Annotated in this window: 15 protein-coding genes; 8 read left to right on the top strand and 7 right to left on the bottom strand. The window is 69.6% G+C overall.

The window, feature by feature from the left end; translation table 11 throughout:
- Positions 1-7: 7 nt before the first annotated feature.
- From C2868_RS10185 to C2868_RS10170, 4 genes are read right to left on the bottom strand one after another with little or no spacing between them, the layout of a single operon-like run.
- Positions 8-964 carry a MoxR family ATPase gene (locus C2868_RS10185; RefSeq protein WP_103663239.1) on the bottom strand — a complete coding sequence of 319 codons (957 nt, stop codon included), beginning with the start codon at positions 962-964 and terminating at the stop codon, positions 8-10.
- A gap of 33 nt (positions 965-997) precedes the next feature.
- Positions 998-2,218: a DUF4350 domain-containing protein gene (locus C2868_RS10180; RefSeq protein WP_181003424.1), complete on the bottom strand. Its 1,221-nt coding sequence runs from the start codon at positions 2,216-2,218 to the stop codon at positions 998-1,000.
- The gene (locus C2868_RS10175) at positions 2,215-2,877 is read right to left on the bottom strand and encodes a DUF4129 domain-containing protein (RefSeq protein ID WP_146048037.1); all 663 of its coding nucleotides are present in this window, start codon (positions 2,875-2,877) and stop codon (positions 2,215-2,217) included. The genes C2868_RS10180 and C2868_RS10175 overlap by 4 nt, the downstream gene beginning before the upstream one ends.
- A complete protein-coding gene (locus C2868_RS10170; protein WP_103663237.1) occupies positions 2,874-4,211 on the bottom strand; it encodes a hypothetical protein in 1,338 nt (445 codons plus the stop codon). Before C2868_RS10170 ends, C2868_RS10175 begins: the two co-directional genes overlap by 4 nt.
- A 220-nt stretch (positions 4,212-4,431) precedes the next feature.
- Between C2868_RS10170 and mtrA the strand changes: the two genes are divergently transcribed.
- The 5 genes from mtrA to hpf all read left to right on the top strand — a co-directional run bounded on the left by mtrA (position 4,432) and on the right by hpf (position 10,219).
- A complete protein-coding gene (gene mtrA / locus C2868_RS10165; protein ID WP_103663236.1) occupies positions 4,432-5,112 on the top strand; it encodes an MtrAB system response regulator MtrA in 681 nt (226 codons plus the stop codon).
- 8 nt (positions 5,113-5,120) lie between these two features.
- Positions 5,121-6,911, top strand: coding sequence for an MtrAB system histidine kinase MtrB (gene mtrB / locus C2868_RS10160; RefSeq protein ID WP_374935776.1), 1,791 nt, complete (start codon positions 5,121-5,123; stop codon positions 6,909-6,911).
- On the top strand, positions 6,908-8,575 hold the full coding sequence (locus C2868_RS10155; protein ID WP_103663235.1) for an LpqB family beta-propeller domain-containing protein: 1,668 nt from the start codon (positions 6,908-6,910) through the stop codon (positions 8,573-8,575). Before mtrB ends, C2868_RS10155 begins: the two co-directional genes overlap by 4 nt.
- An 86-nt stretch (positions 8,576-8,661) precedes the next feature.
- Positions 8,662-9,459: a ComF family protein gene (locus C2868_RS10150; protein WP_103663234.1), complete on the top strand. Its 798-nt coding sequence runs from the start codon at positions 8,662-8,664 to the stop codon at positions 9,457-9,459.
- A 94-nt stretch (positions 9,460-9,553) separates the two neighbouring features.
- Positions 9,554-10,219 (top strand): ribosome hibernation-promoting factor, HPF/YfiA family, encoded by a 666-nt coding sequence (gene hpf, locus C2868_RS10145; RefSeq protein WP_103663233.1) that lies wholly within the window; start codon positions 9,554-9,556, stop codon positions 10,217-10,219.
- Positions 10,220-10,337: 118 nt separating this feature from the next.
- Here the strand turns inward: hpf and C2868_RS10140 are convergent, their stop codons facing one another.
- The gene (locus tag C2868_RS10140) at positions 10,338-11,648 is read right to left on the bottom strand and encodes a hypothetical protein (RefSeq protein ID WP_100810258.1); all 1,311 of its coding nucleotides are present in this window, start codon (positions 11,646-11,648) and stop codon (positions 10,338-10,340) included.
- A 41-nt stretch (positions 11,649-11,689) separates the two neighbouring features.
- Positions 11,690-12,328, bottom strand: a complete 639-nt coding sequence (locus tag C2868_RS10135) for a PadR family transcriptional regulator (protein ID WP_100810364.1) — start codon at positions 12,326-12,328, stop codon at positions 11,690-11,692.
- A gap of 399 nt (positions 12,329-12,727) precedes the next feature.
- Between C2868_RS10135 and C2868_RS10130 the strand changes: the two genes are divergently transcribed.
- Positions 12,728-13,717, top strand: a complete 990-nt coding sequence (locus C2868_RS10130) for a phosphodiesterase (protein ID WP_269800317.1) — start codon at positions 12,728-12,730, stop codon at positions 13,715-13,717.
- Here the strand turns inward: C2868_RS10130 and C2868_RS10125 are convergent.
- Positions 13,674-15,344, bottom strand: a complete 1,671-nt coding sequence (locus C2868_RS10125) for a stealth family protein (protein WP_103663232.1) — start codon at positions 15,342-15,344, stop codon at positions 13,674-13,676. The two genes, C2868_RS10130 and C2868_RS10125, sit on opposite strands and share 44 nt — an antisense overlap.
- 315 nt (positions 15,345-15,659) lie before the next feature.
- Between C2868_RS10125 and secA the strand changes: the two genes are divergently transcribed.
- Together secA and C2868_RS10115 are read left to right on the top strand one after the other, a co-directional pair.
- Positions 15,660-18,488 carry a preprotein translocase subunit SecA gene (gene secA, locus C2868_RS10120; protein ID WP_100810260.1) on the top strand — a complete coding sequence of 943 codons (2,829 nt, stop codon included), beginning with the start codon at positions 15,660-15,662 and terminating at the stop codon, positions 18,486-18,488.
- A 139-nt stretch (positions 18,489-18,627) separates the two neighbouring features.
- Entirely contained in the window at positions 18,628-19,854 is a 1,227-nt protein-coding gene (locus tag C2868_RS10115; protein WP_100810261.1) for a pyridoxal phosphate-dependent aminotransferase, read from the top strand.
- Positions 19,855-19,906 lie beyond the last annotated feature (52 nt).

Raw genomic sequence — 19,906 nt, 5'->3', positions numbered from 1 at the left:
GCGGTCCCTAGAGCGGCACGGGGGTCTGCTGCACGACCTGGCGCAGGATCGCGTCGGCCGTCACCCCCTCGATCTCGGCTTCAGTGCGCAGCCGCACGCGGTGCCGCCACACGGGAACGAGCATCGTCTGCACGTGGTCGGGGGTGATCGCGGGGTAGCCGCCGAGCCACGCCCACGCTTTGGCGGCGGCCAGCAGCGCGGTCGAAGCGCGTGGGCTCGCACCGAGCTCGACCGACGGGCTCGAACGCGTCGCGCGCGCCAGATCGACGACGTACGCGAGCATCTCGTCGGTTGCGGCGACGGATGCCGCAGCGCGCTGTGCGGCGTGCACGTCGGCGATCGTCACCGCGGGCTCGACACCGGCGGCCTCGAGGTCCCGCGGCGAGAAGCCCGCGGCGTGGCGGCGCAGAACGGAGACCTCGGCGTCGCGATCGGGCGCCTCGATCACGAGCTTCAACAGGAACCGATCGAGTTGGGCTTCGGGAAGCGAGTAGGTGCCCTCGTGCTCGACGGGGTTCTGCGTCGCCGCGACCAGGAACGGGTCCGGCAGCGGACGCGTCACGCCGTCCGCCGAGACTTGGCGTTCCTCCATCGCCTCGAGCAGTGCAGACTGCGTCTTCGGGGGCGTGCGGTTGATCTCGTCCGCGAGCAACACGTGTGTGAAGACCGGGCCCTCGCGGAATTCGAACTCACCCGCGCGTGCGTCGTACACGAGCGATCCCGAGACATCCCCCGGCATGAGGTCCGGTGTGAACTGGATGCGAGTCGTCTCGAGCCCCAGCGCGCGGCTGAACGAACGCACGAGCAGTGTCTTGGCGACGCCGGGAACACCCTCGAGCAGCACGTGGCCGCGGGCGAGCAGGGCGATCAGCAGGCCTGTGACGGCGCCGTCCTGGCCGACGACGGCCTTGCCCACCTCTTCCCGCACGCGGTTCATCGACTGCCGCAGGGCATCGTCGCTCATCCGTACTCCCTCATTCGTGGTCATCGGTTCGTCTCATCGTTCGGCGTCATCTCGTTCGGGGTCGTCTCGTTCGGTGTCATCGGGTCGGGTGGGGTTCTCGCCCCGGATGCCGCGCGCTACCGCGGCCTCGAGCGTCCGCAGCCCGTCGCTCAGCGCGAGCAGTTCGCGCTCGCCGTGGGGTTCGTCCTCGATCAGCAGACGCCTGGCTGCCCGGTGCGAGATGCGCGCCAGGTCGGCGGATGCGTCGGCGATCTGTGTCGCGCCGGCCGCGGGCTGAAGGGCGAGGGCTCGGCGGAGCCGCTCGAGCGTGCCGAGGCGCAGCGCGTCCGCGGCGTGCACGGTATCCCCGCCGTGTTCGTACAGGCGCCCGCGCCCCTCCATGGTCTCGGTGGCGCGCGCCGTCACGGGCAGGCGTTCCACGACGAGCGGCCCGAATCGGCGTCCACGCCAGAGCGCCGCGGCCACCGCGCTCGCGCCGAGCAGCACGATCGCGGGGGTGACCCAGCCGGGGGTCAGCTCGCCGAGCGTCGGCTCGGTCGCCACGTCGCTGTCGGTGAGCGCGGGCACATACCAGACGAGGTTCGGCAGGCGCCCCATCAGGTTCAGCGCGAGCGCGGCATTGCCGTTCGATGCCAGATCGTTGTTGGTGATCAGGCCACGTCCGTCGAAGGCAGAGACACGGCGGTCCGCACCCGCGCCGATGAGCAGTCCGAATCCGTCACCCGCCGGGTAGCACCCGGCTGCACCGGACGTGCCGGGCACGAGCAGACGTCCGGGCATCACGGACCCGGCGCGCCGTGCGGCCGCTGCGTCGCATTCCGGCGCGACGGTCTCGGCCGGTGCGAATCCGCCGGCCGTTGCTCCGGGAAAGAGCAGCTCGACGCCGCGGGCTCGCGGGTCGACCAGCACGATGTCGGTCGCCGACTCGAAGATCTCGCGCAGTGCGTCATCGCCGAGGATCGGCGAGTCTGCCATCACCAGGGTCGTCGGGGCCGCGCCGAGAAGCCGCAGCGTCTCGTCGCGATCACGCGTGACCGCGACGGCGACACCCTGCTCGCGCAGGATCGCGACGAGCGCTGCGGTGCCGCCGGGGCCGACGCTCTCGGGATCGAGTCGGTCCCTCTCGGTCCAGGTGCCGATGCCCGAAAGGAGCGCACCGGCGATGCCGACGAGGATCACGAACGCGACGATGGAGATCCAGACCACGGCGCGGCGGCGGGACGCCGGGACGGTGCCCACGGCATCCGGCGTCACGATCGGCTCCCGGACGCGACCGCAGCGCCTTCGTCACTCACCGGGCGCGCGGCGGTCACGGCGTCGTCCGTCGCCGTGACCCGCTCGTAGTCGTCGCGCGAGCCGGGGCGGCGCAGATAGCGCACATCGTCGAAGGCGGATGCCGTCTCGACCAACGGGCGGGTGAGCGCGGGGAAGGCCCGCGCGGCCGAGCGGGCGAACGACTGCGCCGTGGCGCCGGGGCGCGCTGCGACGACGCCCCGGTCGATCATCGAGCGCGCCAGGGCGCGAAAGCGCAGCACGATCGCGGCATCCCAATCACCGGCACCGGCTCGCTCGGATGCCTCGCGCCGGAGGTCTGCGGCAGAGCGGACGTGGTCCTCGCCGAACAGCGGGGTCGCCGCTGCGGTCCGTCGCGAGAGCCGCGGGCGACCCCAGATCGCGAACGCCACGACGATGAGCGCGATCGCGAGCAGTGCGAGCCCGACGAGGACCGCGGGGCCGAGCCCCGCCGGGGCCCCCGCGCCGAACAGCGACTCGAGCATCTCGTTGATGGCTTGGGCGAGCAGGTCGAGCGGCGTCGGCTCGGCGGCGGCGTAGCGCGGGTCGGCGAGTTCGCGCTCGGCCCACTCTCGTCCCTCGGTGCCATCCGGGATGAGGGGGAGGTCCCCTGCCCTCACGGCCGACCGGATTGCGGGTCGGCGTCGCTCCCGCCCGCGGTCGGGGGCGTCCACGTGCGGGCGTCCGGGGGAGCGGCCGGTGATGGCGGTGCCGGCGGTTGCGGCGACGGGGCGGAGTACGGGGGCTGCGCGGAGTGGGGCGGCTGCGCGGGGTAGGGCGGCTGCGCAGTGTAGGGCGGCTGCGCGGGGTAGGGCCGCTGCGCAGTGTAGGGGGGTTGCGCAGTGTAGGGCGGCTGGCCCGGATAGGGCGGTTGCGGGGCATAGACCGGCGGTCCCCAGACGGGGGGCATCCGCGGGCGCTCCGCGCGAGGCCGCCACGGGTCGGCTAGGGAGTCGTCCCCGGCGTCCCGGCGCTCGACGTAGCGGAGCAGTTCGATGTCGAGGCCTTCACGACGCATCCGGCAGTCGATGTAGATCAGGACGCTGGCCGTGGACTGCACCACCAGTCCGACGGCCTGGATGGTGAGGGTCAGCACATACGTCAGCACGACGGTCACCACCACCGCGACGATGGCGCCCGCGGTGGGTTCGCCCGTCGGCGCGACGATGGTCGTGAGACCGGTGCTGAGCAACGACAGGGGCAGGCTGACGAACTGGGCGATCGCGCCGAACAGCAGCGAGATGATCACGATCACCCCGAGAGCCGTCCAGAAGCGACCGCGCACGAGCACCCACGATCGGGCGATCGCACCACGGATCGTCGCGCCCTCGAGAATCAGGGCGCTGGGCACGAGGAGCAGCTTCGTGCTGAGCCACAGCGAGAGGGGGATAGCGCCGACGATGACGAGCACGATCAACACGATCGCGATGGCAGGATGCACGGCGACACCGATGGCGATGATGGCCGCCGTCACCGCCCCGGCGACCAGACTGATCGCGAGCAGGAGCAGGGCGGAGTATCCGATCAATCGTCCGATGCTCGGTCGCACCTGCCGCCACAGCGCCGGGAGTCGGAGCTTCTCGGCCACGACGGCGTGCGACACCTCGCCGACGACGACCGCCTGCACGATGACCTGCAGCGCCGTAGCGAGCAGTCCGAGGACGAAGGCGGCCGATCCCGTGATCAGGGCGGAGCCAGCGAGGACCGCGTCGAACTCCTCCGTTCCTTCGCGAAGCGTGTCGAGGCGCGAGAAGGTCAGCCATCCGATGCCGCCGACGCCGAGGATCAGGATGATGAAGGCGATCGCCTGCACACCGAGGGCGAAGCCGAACAACACCGCCGGGTTGTGTCGCAGGGCCGCGAACGAGCGGCCGAGGATCGTGCCGAATCCGAGCGGGTGGAGGGGGATGATGCCGGGCCGTGGCGCGGGCGTCCAAGCGGGATGGGCGCTCATCTGGATCCTCCGTAGGCACTCGGCGGGCACGGGGCGGGCGGATGCATGCACCCGGCGCTGGTGTTCGCTCGTCCATCGTGTCACACGCTCCCGGCCACGCCACAGGCAGCGCCACAGGCGGCGTTCAGTCCACGTCGGGGTACTGTCGACTACTCTGTGGTTACCGGCCGCGCTCGGGCCGCGCACGACACTCCGTCGCAGAAGGACGAAACCCCGTTCCATGAGTTCACGCATCCTGGTCGTCGACGATGACACCGCCCTCGCCGAGATGATCGGGATCGTCTTGCGCACGGAGGGCTTCGACCCCGTGTTCTGCTCCGACGGCTCCGTGGCTCTCGACGCCTTTCGCTCCGAGCGTCCGGACCTCATGCTGCTCGACCTGATGCTTCCGGGCATGGACGGTATCGAGATCTGCACGCTCGTGCGCGCCGAGTCCGGCGTGCCGATCATCATGCTGACGGCCCGCACCGACACGGCGGATGTCGTGAAGGGGCTCGAGTCGGGCGCCGACGACTACATCGTCAAGCCCTTCAACCCCAAAGAACTCGTCGCGCGCATCCGCACCCGCCTGCGTCCAACGCCCGAGAGCACCGGCGCGCCGCTGCGCATCGGCGATCTCACGATCGATGTCGCCGCCCACGAGGTGCGCCGCGCGGGCGAGATCATCGCCCTCACACCGCTCGAGTTCGAGCTCCTCGTCGCGCTCGCCGCGAAGCCCCACCAGGTGTTCTCTCGCGAGATGCTCCTCGAGCAGGTCTGGGGCTACCACTACAAGGCCGACACGCGCCTCGTGAACGTCCACGTGCAGCGCCTGCGCGCCAAGGTCGAGCTCGACGCCGACAACCCCCAGATCGTGACCACGGTGCGCGGCGTGGGCTACCGCGCCGGCGCTGTCGTCTGAGGATCGCCGTGACGCCGTCCCCGACCGCGTCCCCGCCTTCTGCGCCCACGAGTACGGCGACGACGAGTACCGTGCCGCAGGCCACGCGGACGTTCGTGTCGTTCGCGTGGCGGCATCCGTCGACGTGGATCGAGGGCACCTCGCGGCTGTGGCGTCGTTCGCTCCGTTTTCGCACGGTGCTCATCACCCTCGCCCTGACGGCCTTCGCGATCCTGATCGCGTGCGTCTGGATGGCGCTGGCGATCCAGAACGACCTGTTCCAGTCGCGTCGTAACGAGGTCCTCGACGACTCGCTCCGTGCGGCGGTCGCGGCCCAGACGAAGCTCGATTCGGCCGAGGTGCAGGGCGACCGAGTGCGACTGCAGAACCTCATGCGCGGCGTCGGCGACGACATCGCGCGGCAGTCGTCCAGCGACGAGATCGCGGTGTTCCGTGTGGATTCGGCCCCGTCGTCGATCGCGCCCCAGGACTTCACCGCCGGGGGATTCGACGAGCAGATCGTGTCGGAGGGTCTGCGCGAGCGCGTGCAGGCGCAGCCGTCGTCCCAATGGTGGCAGTCCGTATCGCTCGAGGATGCCTCCGGTCGAACGGTCCCGGGGATCGTCGTCGGGCAGCAGCTGCTCGTGCCCGAGGTCGGCGCATACGAGCTGTATCTGGCGTACGACCTGTCGGCCGCCTCGCAGACGCTCGGGTTCGTGCAGAGCACGCTCTGGATCGTCGGCATCACCCTCATCCTGCTCGTCGGGGGAATCTCGTGGTTCGTCCTGCGTTCCGTCGCGACGCCGATCTCCGAGGCCGCCGAGACGAGCGAGCGGCTGGCCGCGGGCGAACTGCAGGTGCGGCTGCCCGTCCGCGGCGAGGACGAGCTGGCAACTCTCGGACGATCGTTCAACGCGATGGCCGACAGCATCCAGGCCCAGATCCTCGAGCTCGCCGACCTGTCGCTCGTGCAGCAGAGATTCGTGTCGGATGTCTCGCACGAGCTGCGCACGCCGTTGACGACGATCCGCCTGGCGGCCGACATCCTGAACGATCGTCGCGAGAGCTTCGACCCGGCCGCGTCCCGCGCGGCCGAGCTGCTGCACGCGCAGGTGCAGCGCTTCGAGACGATGCTCGGCGACCTGCTCGAGATCAGCCGCTACGATGCCGGATCGGTGCAGCTCGAGTGGGAGCCGACGAGCCTCGCGCATCTCGCCGAAGACATCATCGCCGAGATGGAGCAACTGGCCGAGCAGCACGGGTCGGATGTGCGCCTCGTGGCGCCCGGCGGGTATTCGCCGGTCGACATGGACGCGCGCCGGGTCCGCCGAATCGTCCGGAATCTGCTCGGCAACGCGATCGAACACGGCGAGGGGCGGCCGATCGTGGTCAGCGTCGACAGCAACTCGACCGCCGTCGCCATCGGTGTGCGCGATTTCGGGCTGGGCATGAAGCCGACCGACGCCGAGCGGGTCTTTGACCGCTTCTGGCGCGCGGATCCCTCGCGCAAACGCTCCATCGGCGGCACGGGGCTCGGACTGTCGATCGCGCTCGGCGACGCGCGGCTGCACGGCGGCACGCTCGCGGTGTGGAGCGAGGTGGGCAGGGGCTCGAACTTCGTCCTGACGCTGCCGCGCCAGCCCGGCGGCACGATCGAGGCGCCGCCGCTGCGTACCGAGCCCGACGCCGAGATCGACGCGCTCGGACTGACGCAGGCCATCGACGTCCTGGGTAACGAGACCACGCCCGGGGACGATCACACGGATGCGACATCGCCGGATCCGGCGAGCGACAGGGCACGATTCGGGGGAGTGTCATGAGGGCGAGGATCGTCGGGGCCCTCGCGGCTCTCGTGCTGGTGCTCGCGGGCTGCGCGGGACTGCCGAGCGGCGGCTCGGTCAACCCCGGGCTCGCGCTCGACGAGGCCCCGGACGTCCCCGACTTCTCGTTCCTGCCGAACCGTCCGCAGCCCGGCGCGACGCCGGAGCAGATCGTGGAGGGATTCGTCGCGGCGGCGACGAGCCCCGCCGGACGGTGGGAGATCGCGCGGCTGTTCCTGGCCCCCGACATCAGTCGATCGTGGCGCCCCGAGACGGGCGTCACGATCGACCGGCCGGGGTCACGCAGCGTCACGATGGTGGACAGCGATGTGGTCGAGATGACCGTCGCGCAGACCGGCGAGGTCGATCAGACGGGCGCCTTCCACGCGGCGGATGGCGGCGCCGCCACCCTCGGATACGAACTCGAGCAACAGGGCGACGGCGAGTGGCGCATCAGCAAGGCGCCCGACGGGATCGTGCTGAACGAACAGGATTTCCGCGTCGTCTTCAGCGCGTACGGCGTGATGTTCTTCGATCCCTCGTGGAAGTTCCTGGTGCCCGATGTGCGGTGGTTCCCGACGCGGCAGAACGTGGCGACCCTCATCACACAGGCGATCATCGGCGGCGGGCCGAGCCCGTGGCTCGCGGGCGCCGTGGTGTCGGCGGTCACCGACGGTGTCGTCCTGGAATCATCCGCCGTGCCCGTCGTGCAGGGCATCGCCCGGGTCGAGCTGGGTGCGGCGGCACTCGACGCCGACCCGGTCGCGCTCGGTCGGTTGCTGCGGCAGCTGCAGGCGAGCCTGCAGGGCACGGGGGTGGCGGGTGTCGAACTGCTCGTGGGCGGCGCCGAGCTCGCGGTCGAACCCGCGCAGGCGCTCAGCACGGCAATCGATGCGCGGCCGCTCGTGCAGATCCCGGACGGGTTCGGATTCTTGGGCGAGGGCGATCTGACGACCGTTTCGGGGCTGAGCACGCGTATCGCGGAGCTCGACGCCTATGCGATCGCCGTCGGACGCGGGGCACGCACGGCTGCCGTCCTGCTCGCCGAGGGCGGAGTCGTGCGCGTGGAGGGCAACGTGGTCACGACCGCAGACGAGCGGGCCGATCTGATCGAGCCGGCGATCGACCCGGACGACACCATCTGGACCGTTCCTGTGAACCAACCCTCGGCCGTGCGCCTCGCGACTGCCGGCGGAGACACCCGTGACATCGCCAACGCCTGGCCGGGCGCGACCCAGATCGGAGCCATGGAGGTGTCGCGTGACGGTACGCGCGTCGCGGCCATCGTTACGGACGCCGGTCGAGATTGGGTCGAAGTTGCCGGCATCCAACGCGCCGACGGGGTGCCGGTGTCGCTCGGCGCGCCCGAGCGCGTGCTGCGTCTGGATGGGAGCGGGTCCGATCTCGCCTGGCTCGACGATCGCACGCTCGGCATCCTCTCGGAGGGCACCGAGGGTACGGTCGTCACGGAGCAGGTCGTCGGGGGCCTGAGCACGTCGGGCAGCGGACCGGCGGGTGTCGCGGTCTCGCTCGCTGCCGGACCGACGGTGTCGTCGGCGCGGCTGCTCACCGTGGACGGCGCCCTGTTCGTCCGCCGCGGCACGACCTGGCAACGCGCGGCGGACGAGGTGCTCGTGCTCGCGTCGCAGCTGGGTGCCAACTGATCCTCCCCAGGCCCTGTGTCGGCTGACTCCGCCCCGATTCCGCACGCGTGTCGTCGTCGAGCAGTCGCCGGGGGCACCCTGGATCGATGTGGTCGACGGGGCAGGACGCCTGGCGGATCGTGCGCCGTGCGGTCGCCGACGCCGCCGCACTCGCTCTCCCGGAACGGTGCGCCGGATGCCTCGCGCCGGGACGACGCGTCTGTGCCGCCTGCCTGCGGGCGCTCGCGCCGGACCCCGCGCCGGTCGTGGTCGCGGGCGATGAGCTCGCGGTCTGGGCGGGTATACCCTTCGCCGGGCCCGCGGCATCGATCCTGCGCACCGTGAAACGCGACGCACGGCCCCGGCTTGCGCGGTGTCTCGCCCCAGCGCTCGCCGGAGCTCTGCGAGAAGTCGCTCGCTCGTCGGAGGCCGCGCCGGGTTCGCTCGTCGTGGTGCCCATCCCCTCGAGCCCGAAGAGCTTGCGTGCCCGGGGATTCCGGCTCGTCGATCTGGTGGCACGGCACGCGGGGGTGCAACCGCGGCGGCTCCTCGCGCTACGCCGCTCGGCTGCCGATCAGCGGGGACTGGGGCGGGTCGACCGGCTCGAGAACCTTCGCGGCGGCATGCTCGCACGCCGGGCCACGGGGCTCCGGGTCGTGATCGTCGACGACGTCGTGACGACGGGCGCCACGCTCATCGAGGCCGCGCGGGCGTTGCGGGCCGGCGGTGCCGTCGTCGTCGGCGCCGCGACTATCGCGGCGACACCCCTGCGTGGACACACCCCGTCGCGAACACGGCCCTTCGCGAACGCAGCCCGTCGCGAACACGGCCCTTCGCGAACACGGCCCTTCGCGAACACAGCCCTTCGCGAACACAGTGGTGATGCATCCGAAACTCGCACGTGACACTCCCGGTCTGCAGGGCTAGCGTGGGAGAGACCAAGGCGAGCGCACGATCCGCTCTTGTACGGGCGGATCGTCCCGAGCAAGGAGGTCAAAGATGGAAACAGGCATCGTCGGCGTTGGAGTGAGCGTCACGGATCGATTCCGATCGGTGGTCGAAGAGAAAGCGACCCGCATCGAGAACCTCGTCCCCCGAGCGCAGCGGCTCGAGGTGAAGGTCACGCACCGCGCTTACAAGGGCGGGCGCATGGAGGACGACACGGTCGAGCTGACTCTGATCGGAAAGGGTCCCGTCGTCCGGGCCGAAGCAACGGATGCGGACAAGTTCGCCGCCCTCGACCTCGCGGTCGACAAGATGTGCGAGCAGCTGCGCCGGGCCAAGGGCAAGCGCGTCGACGCACGCAAGCATCCGCACGGCGCCCACTTCGAGAAGGGCAGCGGCGAGCTCACGGGGATCGATGTTCAGCCGGCCTCGGCCGACATGATCCACGCGGTCGCCACGGGCGAGATCCCGATCATCACCGGCAACGAGGACGAGCCCGACTACACGCCCGTCGTGATCCGCGTCAAGAGTTTCGACGCCGAGTGGATGCCCGTGGAAGAGGCCGTCGATCGCATGGAGCTCGTCGGGCACGACTTCTTCCTGTTCATCGATGCCCGCACCGATAAGCCGAGCGTCGTCTACCGGCGCAAGGGCTGGGACTACGGCGTGATCTCGCTGGGCGCGCAGTCCGCGCCGCCCGCCGAGGTGCTCGCCTCGTAGCATCCCGCCGCCGCGTCAGTCATCGAACGGACGCGACACGCCGTCACCTCTCGGGTCGCACGGCGTGTTGCGTCCGTTCGCGCGAGCGGGGGATCGCGTCGCGTGGCGCTGAAGCGCGTCAGTCGAACATGCCGCCGAGCAGGCTGCCGATGACGAGGCCGCCGAGCATGCCTCCCATGCCGTCGCCGCCCTGCCCGCCGCGCCGACCTCCACCCCAGCCATCATCCTGCGGGGGTCGCGACGAGTCGATGTCGCGCTGGGCGAGTTGGAGCGCCTCGCTCGCGAGCTGCGCCGACCGGCGTGCGAGCTGGAAGGCGTCCTCGCGCGAATCCTCGTCGCCGGGCAGCCCGGCCATATCGGCTCGCGTGCGCTCGGCTTCGGCGAGTCGCGTGCGCGCATCGGCACCGATCCAGCCGCGGTGACCGGCGATCACGTTGCGGGCGACCGCGATCTGACGGTCGGCGTCGTCGGTGGCATGCCGAACCTGGGCCGGTGTCGGCAGCGGCTTCGCCGCGCGCTCGCGCGCCTTGTCGACCGCGACGTCCAGTGCCGTGTTCGCCTCGCGCAGATGCGAGAGCTGCGCGAACGGGTCGACCTTCGTGTTGGCCGGTGGGAGCGCCGAGAGCGCGGATTGGAGGGCGCTCAGCGCCGCCGTGACCTGGGGGGTCGCCGGTGCATCGCGCGCCGCGATCACGTCGCCGCGTGAGTCCGCGATGACGTCCGCCAGGGTCGACTCGGCACGCAGCGCCTCGATCTCGAAGTCGTCGACACCGTCGAGAAGCGTCGCCGCGCGGCGCACGGCCTCGGTCGCGGTCTCCAGCGCGAGCATCGCCTCTTCGCGTCGGGATGCCTCACGCCGCCGTTCGGAGATGTCGGCGCTGTGCTCGGCGAACGACAACAGCTGCTCGGCCTCGTCCGGCGCGCGGTCGATCTGCTGGAGCGCGGACGGCGCGTACCGGTCGGCGAGACGCGCAACCGTCGTGCGGGCCTGGGGAAGCCGCTCGCGCAGGCGCACGGCGTCGGAACGCACCTGGGCGAGGATCTCGGGTGCGCGGCGCACCTTTGCAATCTGCTCGGCCAGGGTCTGCGTCTTCTCGTCGAGCAGGTTCTCCGCCCACTCGCAGAGCTGGGTGATGCGTGCGTGACGCTCGCGCAGCTCCTCGGGGGTGTCGGGGATCTCGTCATGATTCAGCTGGTTGAGATGGAACGCCTCGGCGAGGTGGTGGCGCACGGCGTCGAGCGCGGCACGGAGGTCCTTCGTCGCGCCCTCGCCCAGTTCCGCGTTCGCGAAGTCCAGCTCATCGGCCGTGACCCGGATCCGCTCATCGGCCTCGACCAGCGCCCGGCCTGCGCGGCGCGCCAGTTCGGCATCCTGCGCATCCAGTGCGGACTGCTCTTCACGCTTGCGTTTGCCCCAGAATCCGGCCATGCTCCGATCCTAAGCCGGGTTCGCTCTCGCCTCTCCGTCGTTCAGGCGATCGGAGTGCGCCCTGCGAGAACGCTCGACGAGGCGCCGAGGCCACCGACCCGGGGCGGGCGACCTCGGCGCGGACGCTCGGCGACGAGGGGCAACGTGATCTCCCTCGGCGGGTGCTGCGCCAGGCGGTCCCGAACGTGATCGAGCCAACGAACCTCGGTCTCCGCCTGGAACAGGAGGGCATCGGCGACGAGTCGGGTCGCGAGTTCTGCTCCGTCGGGCTCGTCGACGTCCCCCTCACGCGCTTTCCTCAGTGCCTCGAGCGCGGCGAGCGACGCGCTTCTCTGTGTCTCCACGATCGCGACGACGTCGACGTCGGGAAGCGTGGCGGCGAGCGCGAGTTTCAGAAGGAGTTCGTCTCGTGTCCCGCTCGGGCGGATGACGGGGGAGCGGAGCCAAGATCCGGCCTCGTCCCGCCCCGCCTGTGTGATCTCGTAGTACACGTGTCCCTGGTCATCGGTCGCGCCCTTCGCGACGAGTCCGTCGCGCTCGAGCCGATCGAGCGTCGTGTATATCTGGCCGACGTTGACCGGCCAGCTCGAGCCGGTGCGGCGGTCGAATTCGGACCGCAACTGGTAGCCGTAGCAGGGGCCCTGATCGAGGATCGCGAGGAGGCTCTGGCGGACGGACATACGGATCTCCAGACGAACGGCATTCTCGGTATACATCACCGAGTATATGAATATGGAGCAGGGCTCTGTCGTCGGAAGGAGCAGACGATGGGTGTATCCGGCACCGCTCCCGTGGTGCGAGTCCCGATCGTCACCGCGCCCGGGGTTCTTCACCCCGCTCACGTCGTCACACTGCAGCACGATCTGCGCGGCGGCGGGCCTGCCCGGCGTCAGCGACCGACCGCCGGACTCCGTCTTCTTCAGTCGGGGCGTGACGGCGAGCTTTGGGCGTGGCGGGGTGCTTCCACGCTCCTGACGGGTCGCCCGCCGTGTCCGATTCATCCGGAATCTGCGTCACGAACCGACATCGTTCACCGTTTCGCACCCAGGTGTTCGAAACACTCCGGTAACATTCCGGGCGTGATCACCGCGAACGGCGTGCGTATCGCCGAGTACGCACGCCCGAGTCATCAACTGCTGCACCTCAGCGATACGCACCTGAGGGCGGGGGATGACCCGCTGTACGGTTCCATCGATGCCTCCGCGCGCCTGGGTCGCGCGCTCGCGCAGATCGCCGAATCGGGGTCCACACCCGATGCGATCATCTTCACGGGCGACCTCGCCGACCACGGCGAGCCCGAGGCCTACGAGACGCTTCGCGCGCTCGTCGATCCGTGGGCCGCTCGCCTCGGTGCACCCGTCATCTGGGTCATGGGCAACCACGACGACCGCGCCTCGTTCCGCGCGGGACTGCTGACGGATAGCGCAGCGGATGCCTCGGCCCCGGTCGACGCCGTGTACGACATCGACGGCCTGCGCGTCATCGCGCTCGACACGTCGGTTCCCGGCCACCACCATGGCGAGGTCACCGAAGCCCAGCTCGAATGGCTCGAGATCGAGCTCGCCATCCCCGCCGCCCATGGGACGATCCTCGCGATGCACCACCCGCCCGTGCCGAGCGTGCTCGACCTGGCCGTCACGGTCGAACTCCGCGACCAGTCACGTCTCGCGGCCGTGCTGCGGGGGAGCGATGTCCGCACGATCCTCGCCGGACACCTGCACTACTCGACCGCCGCGACCTTCGCGGGCATCCCCGTCTCGGTCGCATCGGCCACCTGCTACACGCAGGATCTCGGCGTGGTCGTCGGCGGCACGCGTCCGCAGGATGCCGCGCAGGCGTACAACCTGGTGCACGTCTACGACGAGACGGTCGTGCACTCCGTCGTATCGGTCGGTGACACGGTCGCACTCGGCTATGTCGATCCCGCCGAGAGCGCTCGGCGGATCGCGGAGGCCGGCATCGTGATCCCCGACTCCGCGACGCGCGCGCTGCGCGCCGAACGCCTCGACGACTCCGGGCGGGTGGTTACGAGCCGACCGCCGACGACGCCTCTTCCGATCGTCCGCTGACCGACTCGCCCGCCGCGCTTGTGTCGGACACCGTGACCTCCCACGGTGCCCGGACCGGGAAGTACCCCTCGAGCGTGTCGCGCAGCACCCGCTCGCGAAGCGCCTCGGGGACCTCGGGACGGCTGCCGTCGTTCAGGCAGAACATATCGACGTCGCGACGAGCCAGCAGGCGTTCCATCTGTCGGATGCCGGGCTGCAGCGTCGTCTGGATGTAGCGCGTCCGCGGTTCCCGGGTCGTCACGGCTCGGCCCGTCATCAGCGCGTAGTAGTGGTAGAGCGAGTTCGTCACCGAGATGTCGGTCGCCGAACGGAACGTCGCCGCCGCCGTCCGGGCGAAGTCCTCGGGGAACGTCTCTTCGAGTTCGTACATGACGCTCCGGCGGAGCGGCGCGGCGCAGTGCTCGAGGTCACGTGCGATCACGCGGCCGAAACGCTCCTCGAGCAGGGCGCGGTTGATCCTCGCGGCGTTGTCGTGGCCGCTTCGCTCGGGATCGGTCGGGCCCACGCCGATGCGTACCCGCGATTCGACGAAGCGCGAGATGCCCGCCGCCGTGAAGAACAGTTCGGGGCGCACGGGGCGGCCGAAGAACATGTCATCGTTGGCGTACAGGAAGTGCTCGGCCAGCCCCTCGATCCGGTGAAGCTGGGCCTCGACCGCGTGTGAGTTGTGGGTGGGCAGCGACGCTCGGTCGGCGAAGAACTCTTCGCTGCGCACGATCGTGACCTTCGGGTGCTCGGTCAGCCACCAGGGTGCCGGGCTGTCGGTCGCGATGAAGATGCGCCGGATCCACGGGGCGTACTGGTTCACGGAGCGCAGCGCGTAGCGGATCTCGTCCACGTGACGGAAGCGTGCCGAGTGCTCGTCGCCGTCGCCGACGACGTAGCGGCTCATCCTCCGGGCGCGCTCGCGCTGGAAGTCGCTCGACGAACCGTCGACCCACGAGAAGACGATGTCGACGTCGTGCGTGAACTCCGACGGACCGGGGGTGAACATCCCCTCGAGCGTCCGCCAGTCTCGTCCGTGGCGCGCGATGGTGACGAAGCGGAGGTCGTCGGCGGCCATGACGCGGCGCGAGAGCGCATTCGCGTGGGGTGCCGTGACGACCGGGCCATCCCATCGCCAGAACTCCAGACGGATGCCGTGGCTGGCGCCCAGGCGGAGTGTTCCGCTCGGACTCACCCGCGGGCGGTAGATCGTGGCGCTCTCGTCGCGGCCGAACGGGTTGTTCGACCCTGCTCCGAAGACGCGGGCGCGTCCGGCGCGGCCGACGATCCACGGCTCGGTTTCCGCATCCGCCCGCAGCGCGGCGATGGCACGTTTGCGTGCCGCTGCGTCAACGGCCAGGGCAGGGCGCCCGCTGGCGCGCCGCAGCAGGATCGGTTCGATATCGGCGGCCTCGAGCAACGCGGCGAGCCGGAGCAGATCGTCGGTCTGCGCCTGGTCCGGCGTGACCTCTGCCACGAGATGCGGGACACCGCCGACCAGGACGACGTCGTCTCGTTCCAGTACAGGAGCCCAGCCCGCGGAGGCCTCGTCCGGCGCGGCGCGCTGCCCCGAAGGGGTGCTCCGCCCCGAGTCGACCCGTCGTGCGGAGGGAACACCGTTTTCTGAAACGACACGCGCCATCGATCACCTGTTTCTTTGTCGTGCGACCCGCGGGCGTCCTCGCCGCGTTCGATCGCTGCCTTCTCGTCGTCGGGGCGATCGCCGATCCGGCGATGCGAGCCCCTCTCCGCAGTGTAAGTCAGCAAATGTGTCACGCGTGTTGCGGGATAGCCCCTTGACAAGCGACGGATCTGACAAGCGGCGGATCGAGTGCCCGCCCGGGACCGGGTCGTCACTCACCCAGGGGATTCCAGGTCACGGACCGGTAACATGAGACCGTATGCCTGTCGCGCGGATACCGATCCGCGGGGCATCCGATCGGATGGAGATCCTGCCGTGGCAAATCCCCTCGAGAAACTGCTCCGAGCCGGTGAGGGTCGTATCCTCAAGCGTCTGCAGCAGGTCGTCAAGGCCGTCAACGCCCTCGAGGAGGACTACTCGCAGCTGAGCGACGACGAGCTCCGCGGCGAGACCGCCGAGCTTCGCACACGGTATGCGGCGGGCGAGACGCTCGACCAGTTGCTTCCCGAGGCGTTCGCCGCGGTCCGTGAGGCCGCGAAGCGGACACTCGGCCAGCGCCCCTACGACGTCCAGCTGATGGGTGGCGCGGCCCTGCACCTCGGCAACATCGCCGAGATGCGGACGGGTGAGGGCAAGACGCTCGTCGCGACGCTCCCGGCCTACCTGAACGCGATCGCGGGCGAGGGCGTCCACGTCGTCACGGTCAACGACTTCCTCGCGACCTACCAGTCCGAGCTCATGGGTCGTGTCTTCCGCGCGCTCGGCATGACGACGGGTGTCATCGTCTCGGGTCAGACTCCCGCGCAGCGCCGCGAACAGTACCTGTGCGACATCACGTACGGCACGAACAACGAGTTCGGGTTCGACTACCTCCGCGACAACATGGCCTGGCGTCAAGAGGACCTCGTCCAGCGTGGTCACTTCTTCGCCGTCGTGGACGAGGTCGACTCGATCCTCATCGACGAGGCGCGCACGCCGCTCATCATCTCGGGCCCGTCTTCCGGAGAGGCGAACCGCTGGTTCACCGAGTTCGCGAAGATCGCCCGCACCCTCGAGCTGGATGTCGACTACGAGGTCGACGAGAAGAAGCGCACGATCGGCGTGCTCGAGCCGGGTATCGAAAAGGTCGAGGACTATCTCGGCATCGACAACCTGTACGAGTCGGCCAACACGCCGCTGATCTCGTTCCTCAACAACTCGATCAAGGCGATGGCGCTTTTCAAGCGCGACACCGACTACGTCGTGATCAACGACGAGGTCATGATCGTCGACGAGCACACCGGACGCATCCTGGCCGGCCGTCGTTACAACGAGGGCATCCATCAGGCGATCGAGGCGAAAGAGGGCGTGCCGGTCAAGGCCGAGAACCAGACCCTCGCGACCGTCACGCTGCAGAACTACTTCCGCCTCTACGACAAGCTCGCGGGCATGACCGGTACGGCCGAGACCGAGGCGGCCGAGTTCATGTCGACCTACAAGCTCGGCGTCGTGCCGATCCCGACCAACAAGCCGATGATCCGCAAGGACCAGTCCGACCTCGTCTACAAGAACGAGCAGGCGAAGTTCGCGCAGGTCGTCGAGGACATCGCGCGGCGCAACGAGACGGGCCAGCCCGTCCTGGTCGGAACCGTCAGCGTCGAGAAGAGCGAGTACCTCTCGCGCCTGCTGGCCAAGAAGGGCATCAAGCACGAGGTCCTGAACGCCAAGAACCACGCTCGCGAGGCCGAGATCGTCGCCCGCGCCGGCCTGCCCGGCGCCGTCACCGTCGCGACGAACATGGCGGGCCGTGGTACCGACATCATGCTCGGCGGCAACGCCGAGTTCCTCGCGGTGCAAGAGATGAAGGCGAAGGGCCTGGACCCCGTCGAAACGCCGGAAGAGTACGAGGCCGAGTGGGAGGGCGTCTACGACGCCGTCCGCGCCCGCGTCGCCGACGAGGCCGAGAAGGTCGTCAGCGTCGGCGGACTCTACGTGCTGGGTACCGAGCGCCACGAATCGCGCCGCATCGACAACCAGCTGCGCGGGCGTTCGGGACGTCAGGGCGACCCGGGTGAGAGCCGGTTCTACCTGTCGCTGACGGACGACCTGATGCGCCTGTTCCAGTCGGGTGCCGCCGAGGCGATCCTCAGTCGCGCGAACTTCCCCGACGATGTCGCGATCGAATCGTCGATGGTGAGCCGCGCGATCAAGAGCGCGCAGTCACAGGTCGAATCCCGTAACGCCGAGACACGCAAGAACGTCCTGAAGTACGACGACGTCCTCAACCGTCAGCGCGAGGCCATCTACGCCGACCGTCGACACATCCTCGAGGGCGACGACATCGCCGGGCGTGTGCACCACTTCATCGAGGACGCGATCGGCGCCGTCATCGACGAGCACACCGGCAGCGGACACAGCGAGGGCTGGGACTTCGATGCCCTGTGGACCGAGCTCAAGACGCTCTATCCCGTCGGCGTGACGATCGACGAGGTCGTCGCCGAGGCCGGCACGAAGGGGCGCATCACCCCCGAGGTGCTCAAGCGCGAGATGCTCTCGGACGCGCTCATCGCCTACCAGAACCGCGAGGAGAAGCTCGGATCGGAGGCGATGCGCGAGCTCGAACGACGAGTCGTGCTGCAGGTTCTCGACCGTCGCTGGCGTGACCATCTCTACGAGATGGACTACCTCAAGGACGGCATCGGCCTGCGCGCGATGGCTCAGCGCGACCCGCTGATCGAGTACCAGCGTGAGGGCTTCCAGATGTTCCAGGCGATGATGGGCCAGATCAAGGAAGAGACCGTCGGGTACCTCTACAACCTCGAGGTCGAGGTGCGGCGTGCGGGCGAGGGCGAGCAGGCCCACGCCGAGGTCGAGGCCAAGGGTCTCGACGCGCCTCCCGAGCAGAAGCTCGAGTACTCGGCGCCGAACGACGCGGGCGAGGTCGAGGTTCGCAACGAGCGTGGCCAGGTCCAGCAGGCCGCGACGGCGAAGCTGCAGCGCGACCAGGCCCAGCGAGTCGCGCAGGGTCTGCGTCCCGAGCCCGCCGAGGCGGCGCCGGCCGCGCGCGGGGCGTTCGGGCAGCGGACGGATGCTCCGGCCGCGGGTTCGACGCCCGCCGCGCCGGTCAACCGGGCCGACCGCCGCGCCGCCTCGAAGCGCAAGTAGCACCGCTTCGAACGGTCGCGACACGCCGAGTCGCCACGAAGCACACGGCGCGTCGCGACCGTTCGCGCGTGTCCGACGCCGGGTGGACAAGGCCACGAGGTGGACGGTGGCACGCTCGGCGCGGGGATATCCTGAGCCGATGAGCACCCTCCGACCCCTCGATCAATCCTCGAAGCTGAAGAACGTCCTCTACGAGATCCGCGGCAACGCCCTCGTCGAGGCCGCCCGGCTCGAGGCCGAGGGCCAGACGGTCCTGAAGCTCAACACCGGCAACCCCGCGACGTTCGGGTTCGAGGCGCCGTACCAGATCGTCCGCGACATGATCGCGGCGATGCCCACGGCGCACGGGTACAGCGAGAGCCGAGGCATCCTGTCGGCCCGTCAGGCGGTCGTGTACCGCTACGAAGAAGAGCCCGGCTTCCCGCGCATCGACCCCGACGACGTCTTCCTCGGCAACGGCGTCTCCGAACTCATCACGATGACCATGCAGGCGCTGCTCGACGAGGGTGATGAGGTGTTGATCCCGGCCCCGGACTATCCGCTGTGGACGGCCATGACGAGCCTGTCCGGCGGCACGCCCGTGCACTATCTGTGTGACGAGAATGCCGGGTGGCAGCCTGACCTCGAAGACATCCGCTCGAAGATCACCCCCCGCACCAAGGCGATCGTGGTCATCAACCCGAACAACCCCACGGGGGCCGTCTACACGCGCGAGGTGCTCGAAGCGATCGCCGAGATCGCGCGCGAGCATTCGTTGCTGCTCCTCGCGGACGAGATCTACGACCGCATCCTCTTCGACGACGCGAAGCACATCCCGATGGCGTCGATCGCGCCGGATCTGCTGTGCCTGACGTTCAACGGCCTGTCCAAGACCTACCGGGTCGCGGGTTACCGCTCGGGATGGGTCGTCATCACGGGCCCGAAGGGGCACGCGGCCGGATTCCTCGAGGGCATCAATCTGCTCGCCTCGACGCGCCTGTGCCCGAACGTCCCCGCTCAGCACGCGGTTCAGGCCGCGCTCTCGGGGGTGCAGTCCATCGATGCGCTCATCGCGCCCTCCGGTCGGCTGCACGAGCAGCGTGATGTCGCATGGGAGGGACTCGAGTCCATTCCGGGGGTGTCGTGTGTGCGTCCGCAGGGGGCGCTGTACGCCTTCCCGCGGCTCGACCCCGAGGTGCACGAGATCCGGGACGATGCGAAATTCGTGTACGACTTCCTGGTGGCCGAGCGGGTCCTGCTCGTGCAGGGCACGGGCTTCAACTGGCCGACGCCCGACCATCTGCGGGTCGTGACGCTGCCCGAATCGCGGGTCCTCGCCGACGCGATCGAGCGTCTGGGCAACTTCCTGTCTTCGTACCGGCAGTAGTCGCTAGCACGTCGACGGGATCCGTCAAGGCCCTGTGCGGGGCGGCGATGAT

Source organism: Microbacterium sp. CJ77 (assembly GCF_002911615.1).
Taxonomy (GTDB): Bacteria; Actinomycetota; Actinomycetes; order Actinomycetales; family Microbacteriaceae; genus Microbacterium.
The sequence above is the reverse complement of the archived record's forward strand: the minus strand, read 5'-3'. Positions and strand labels throughout refer to the sequence as shown.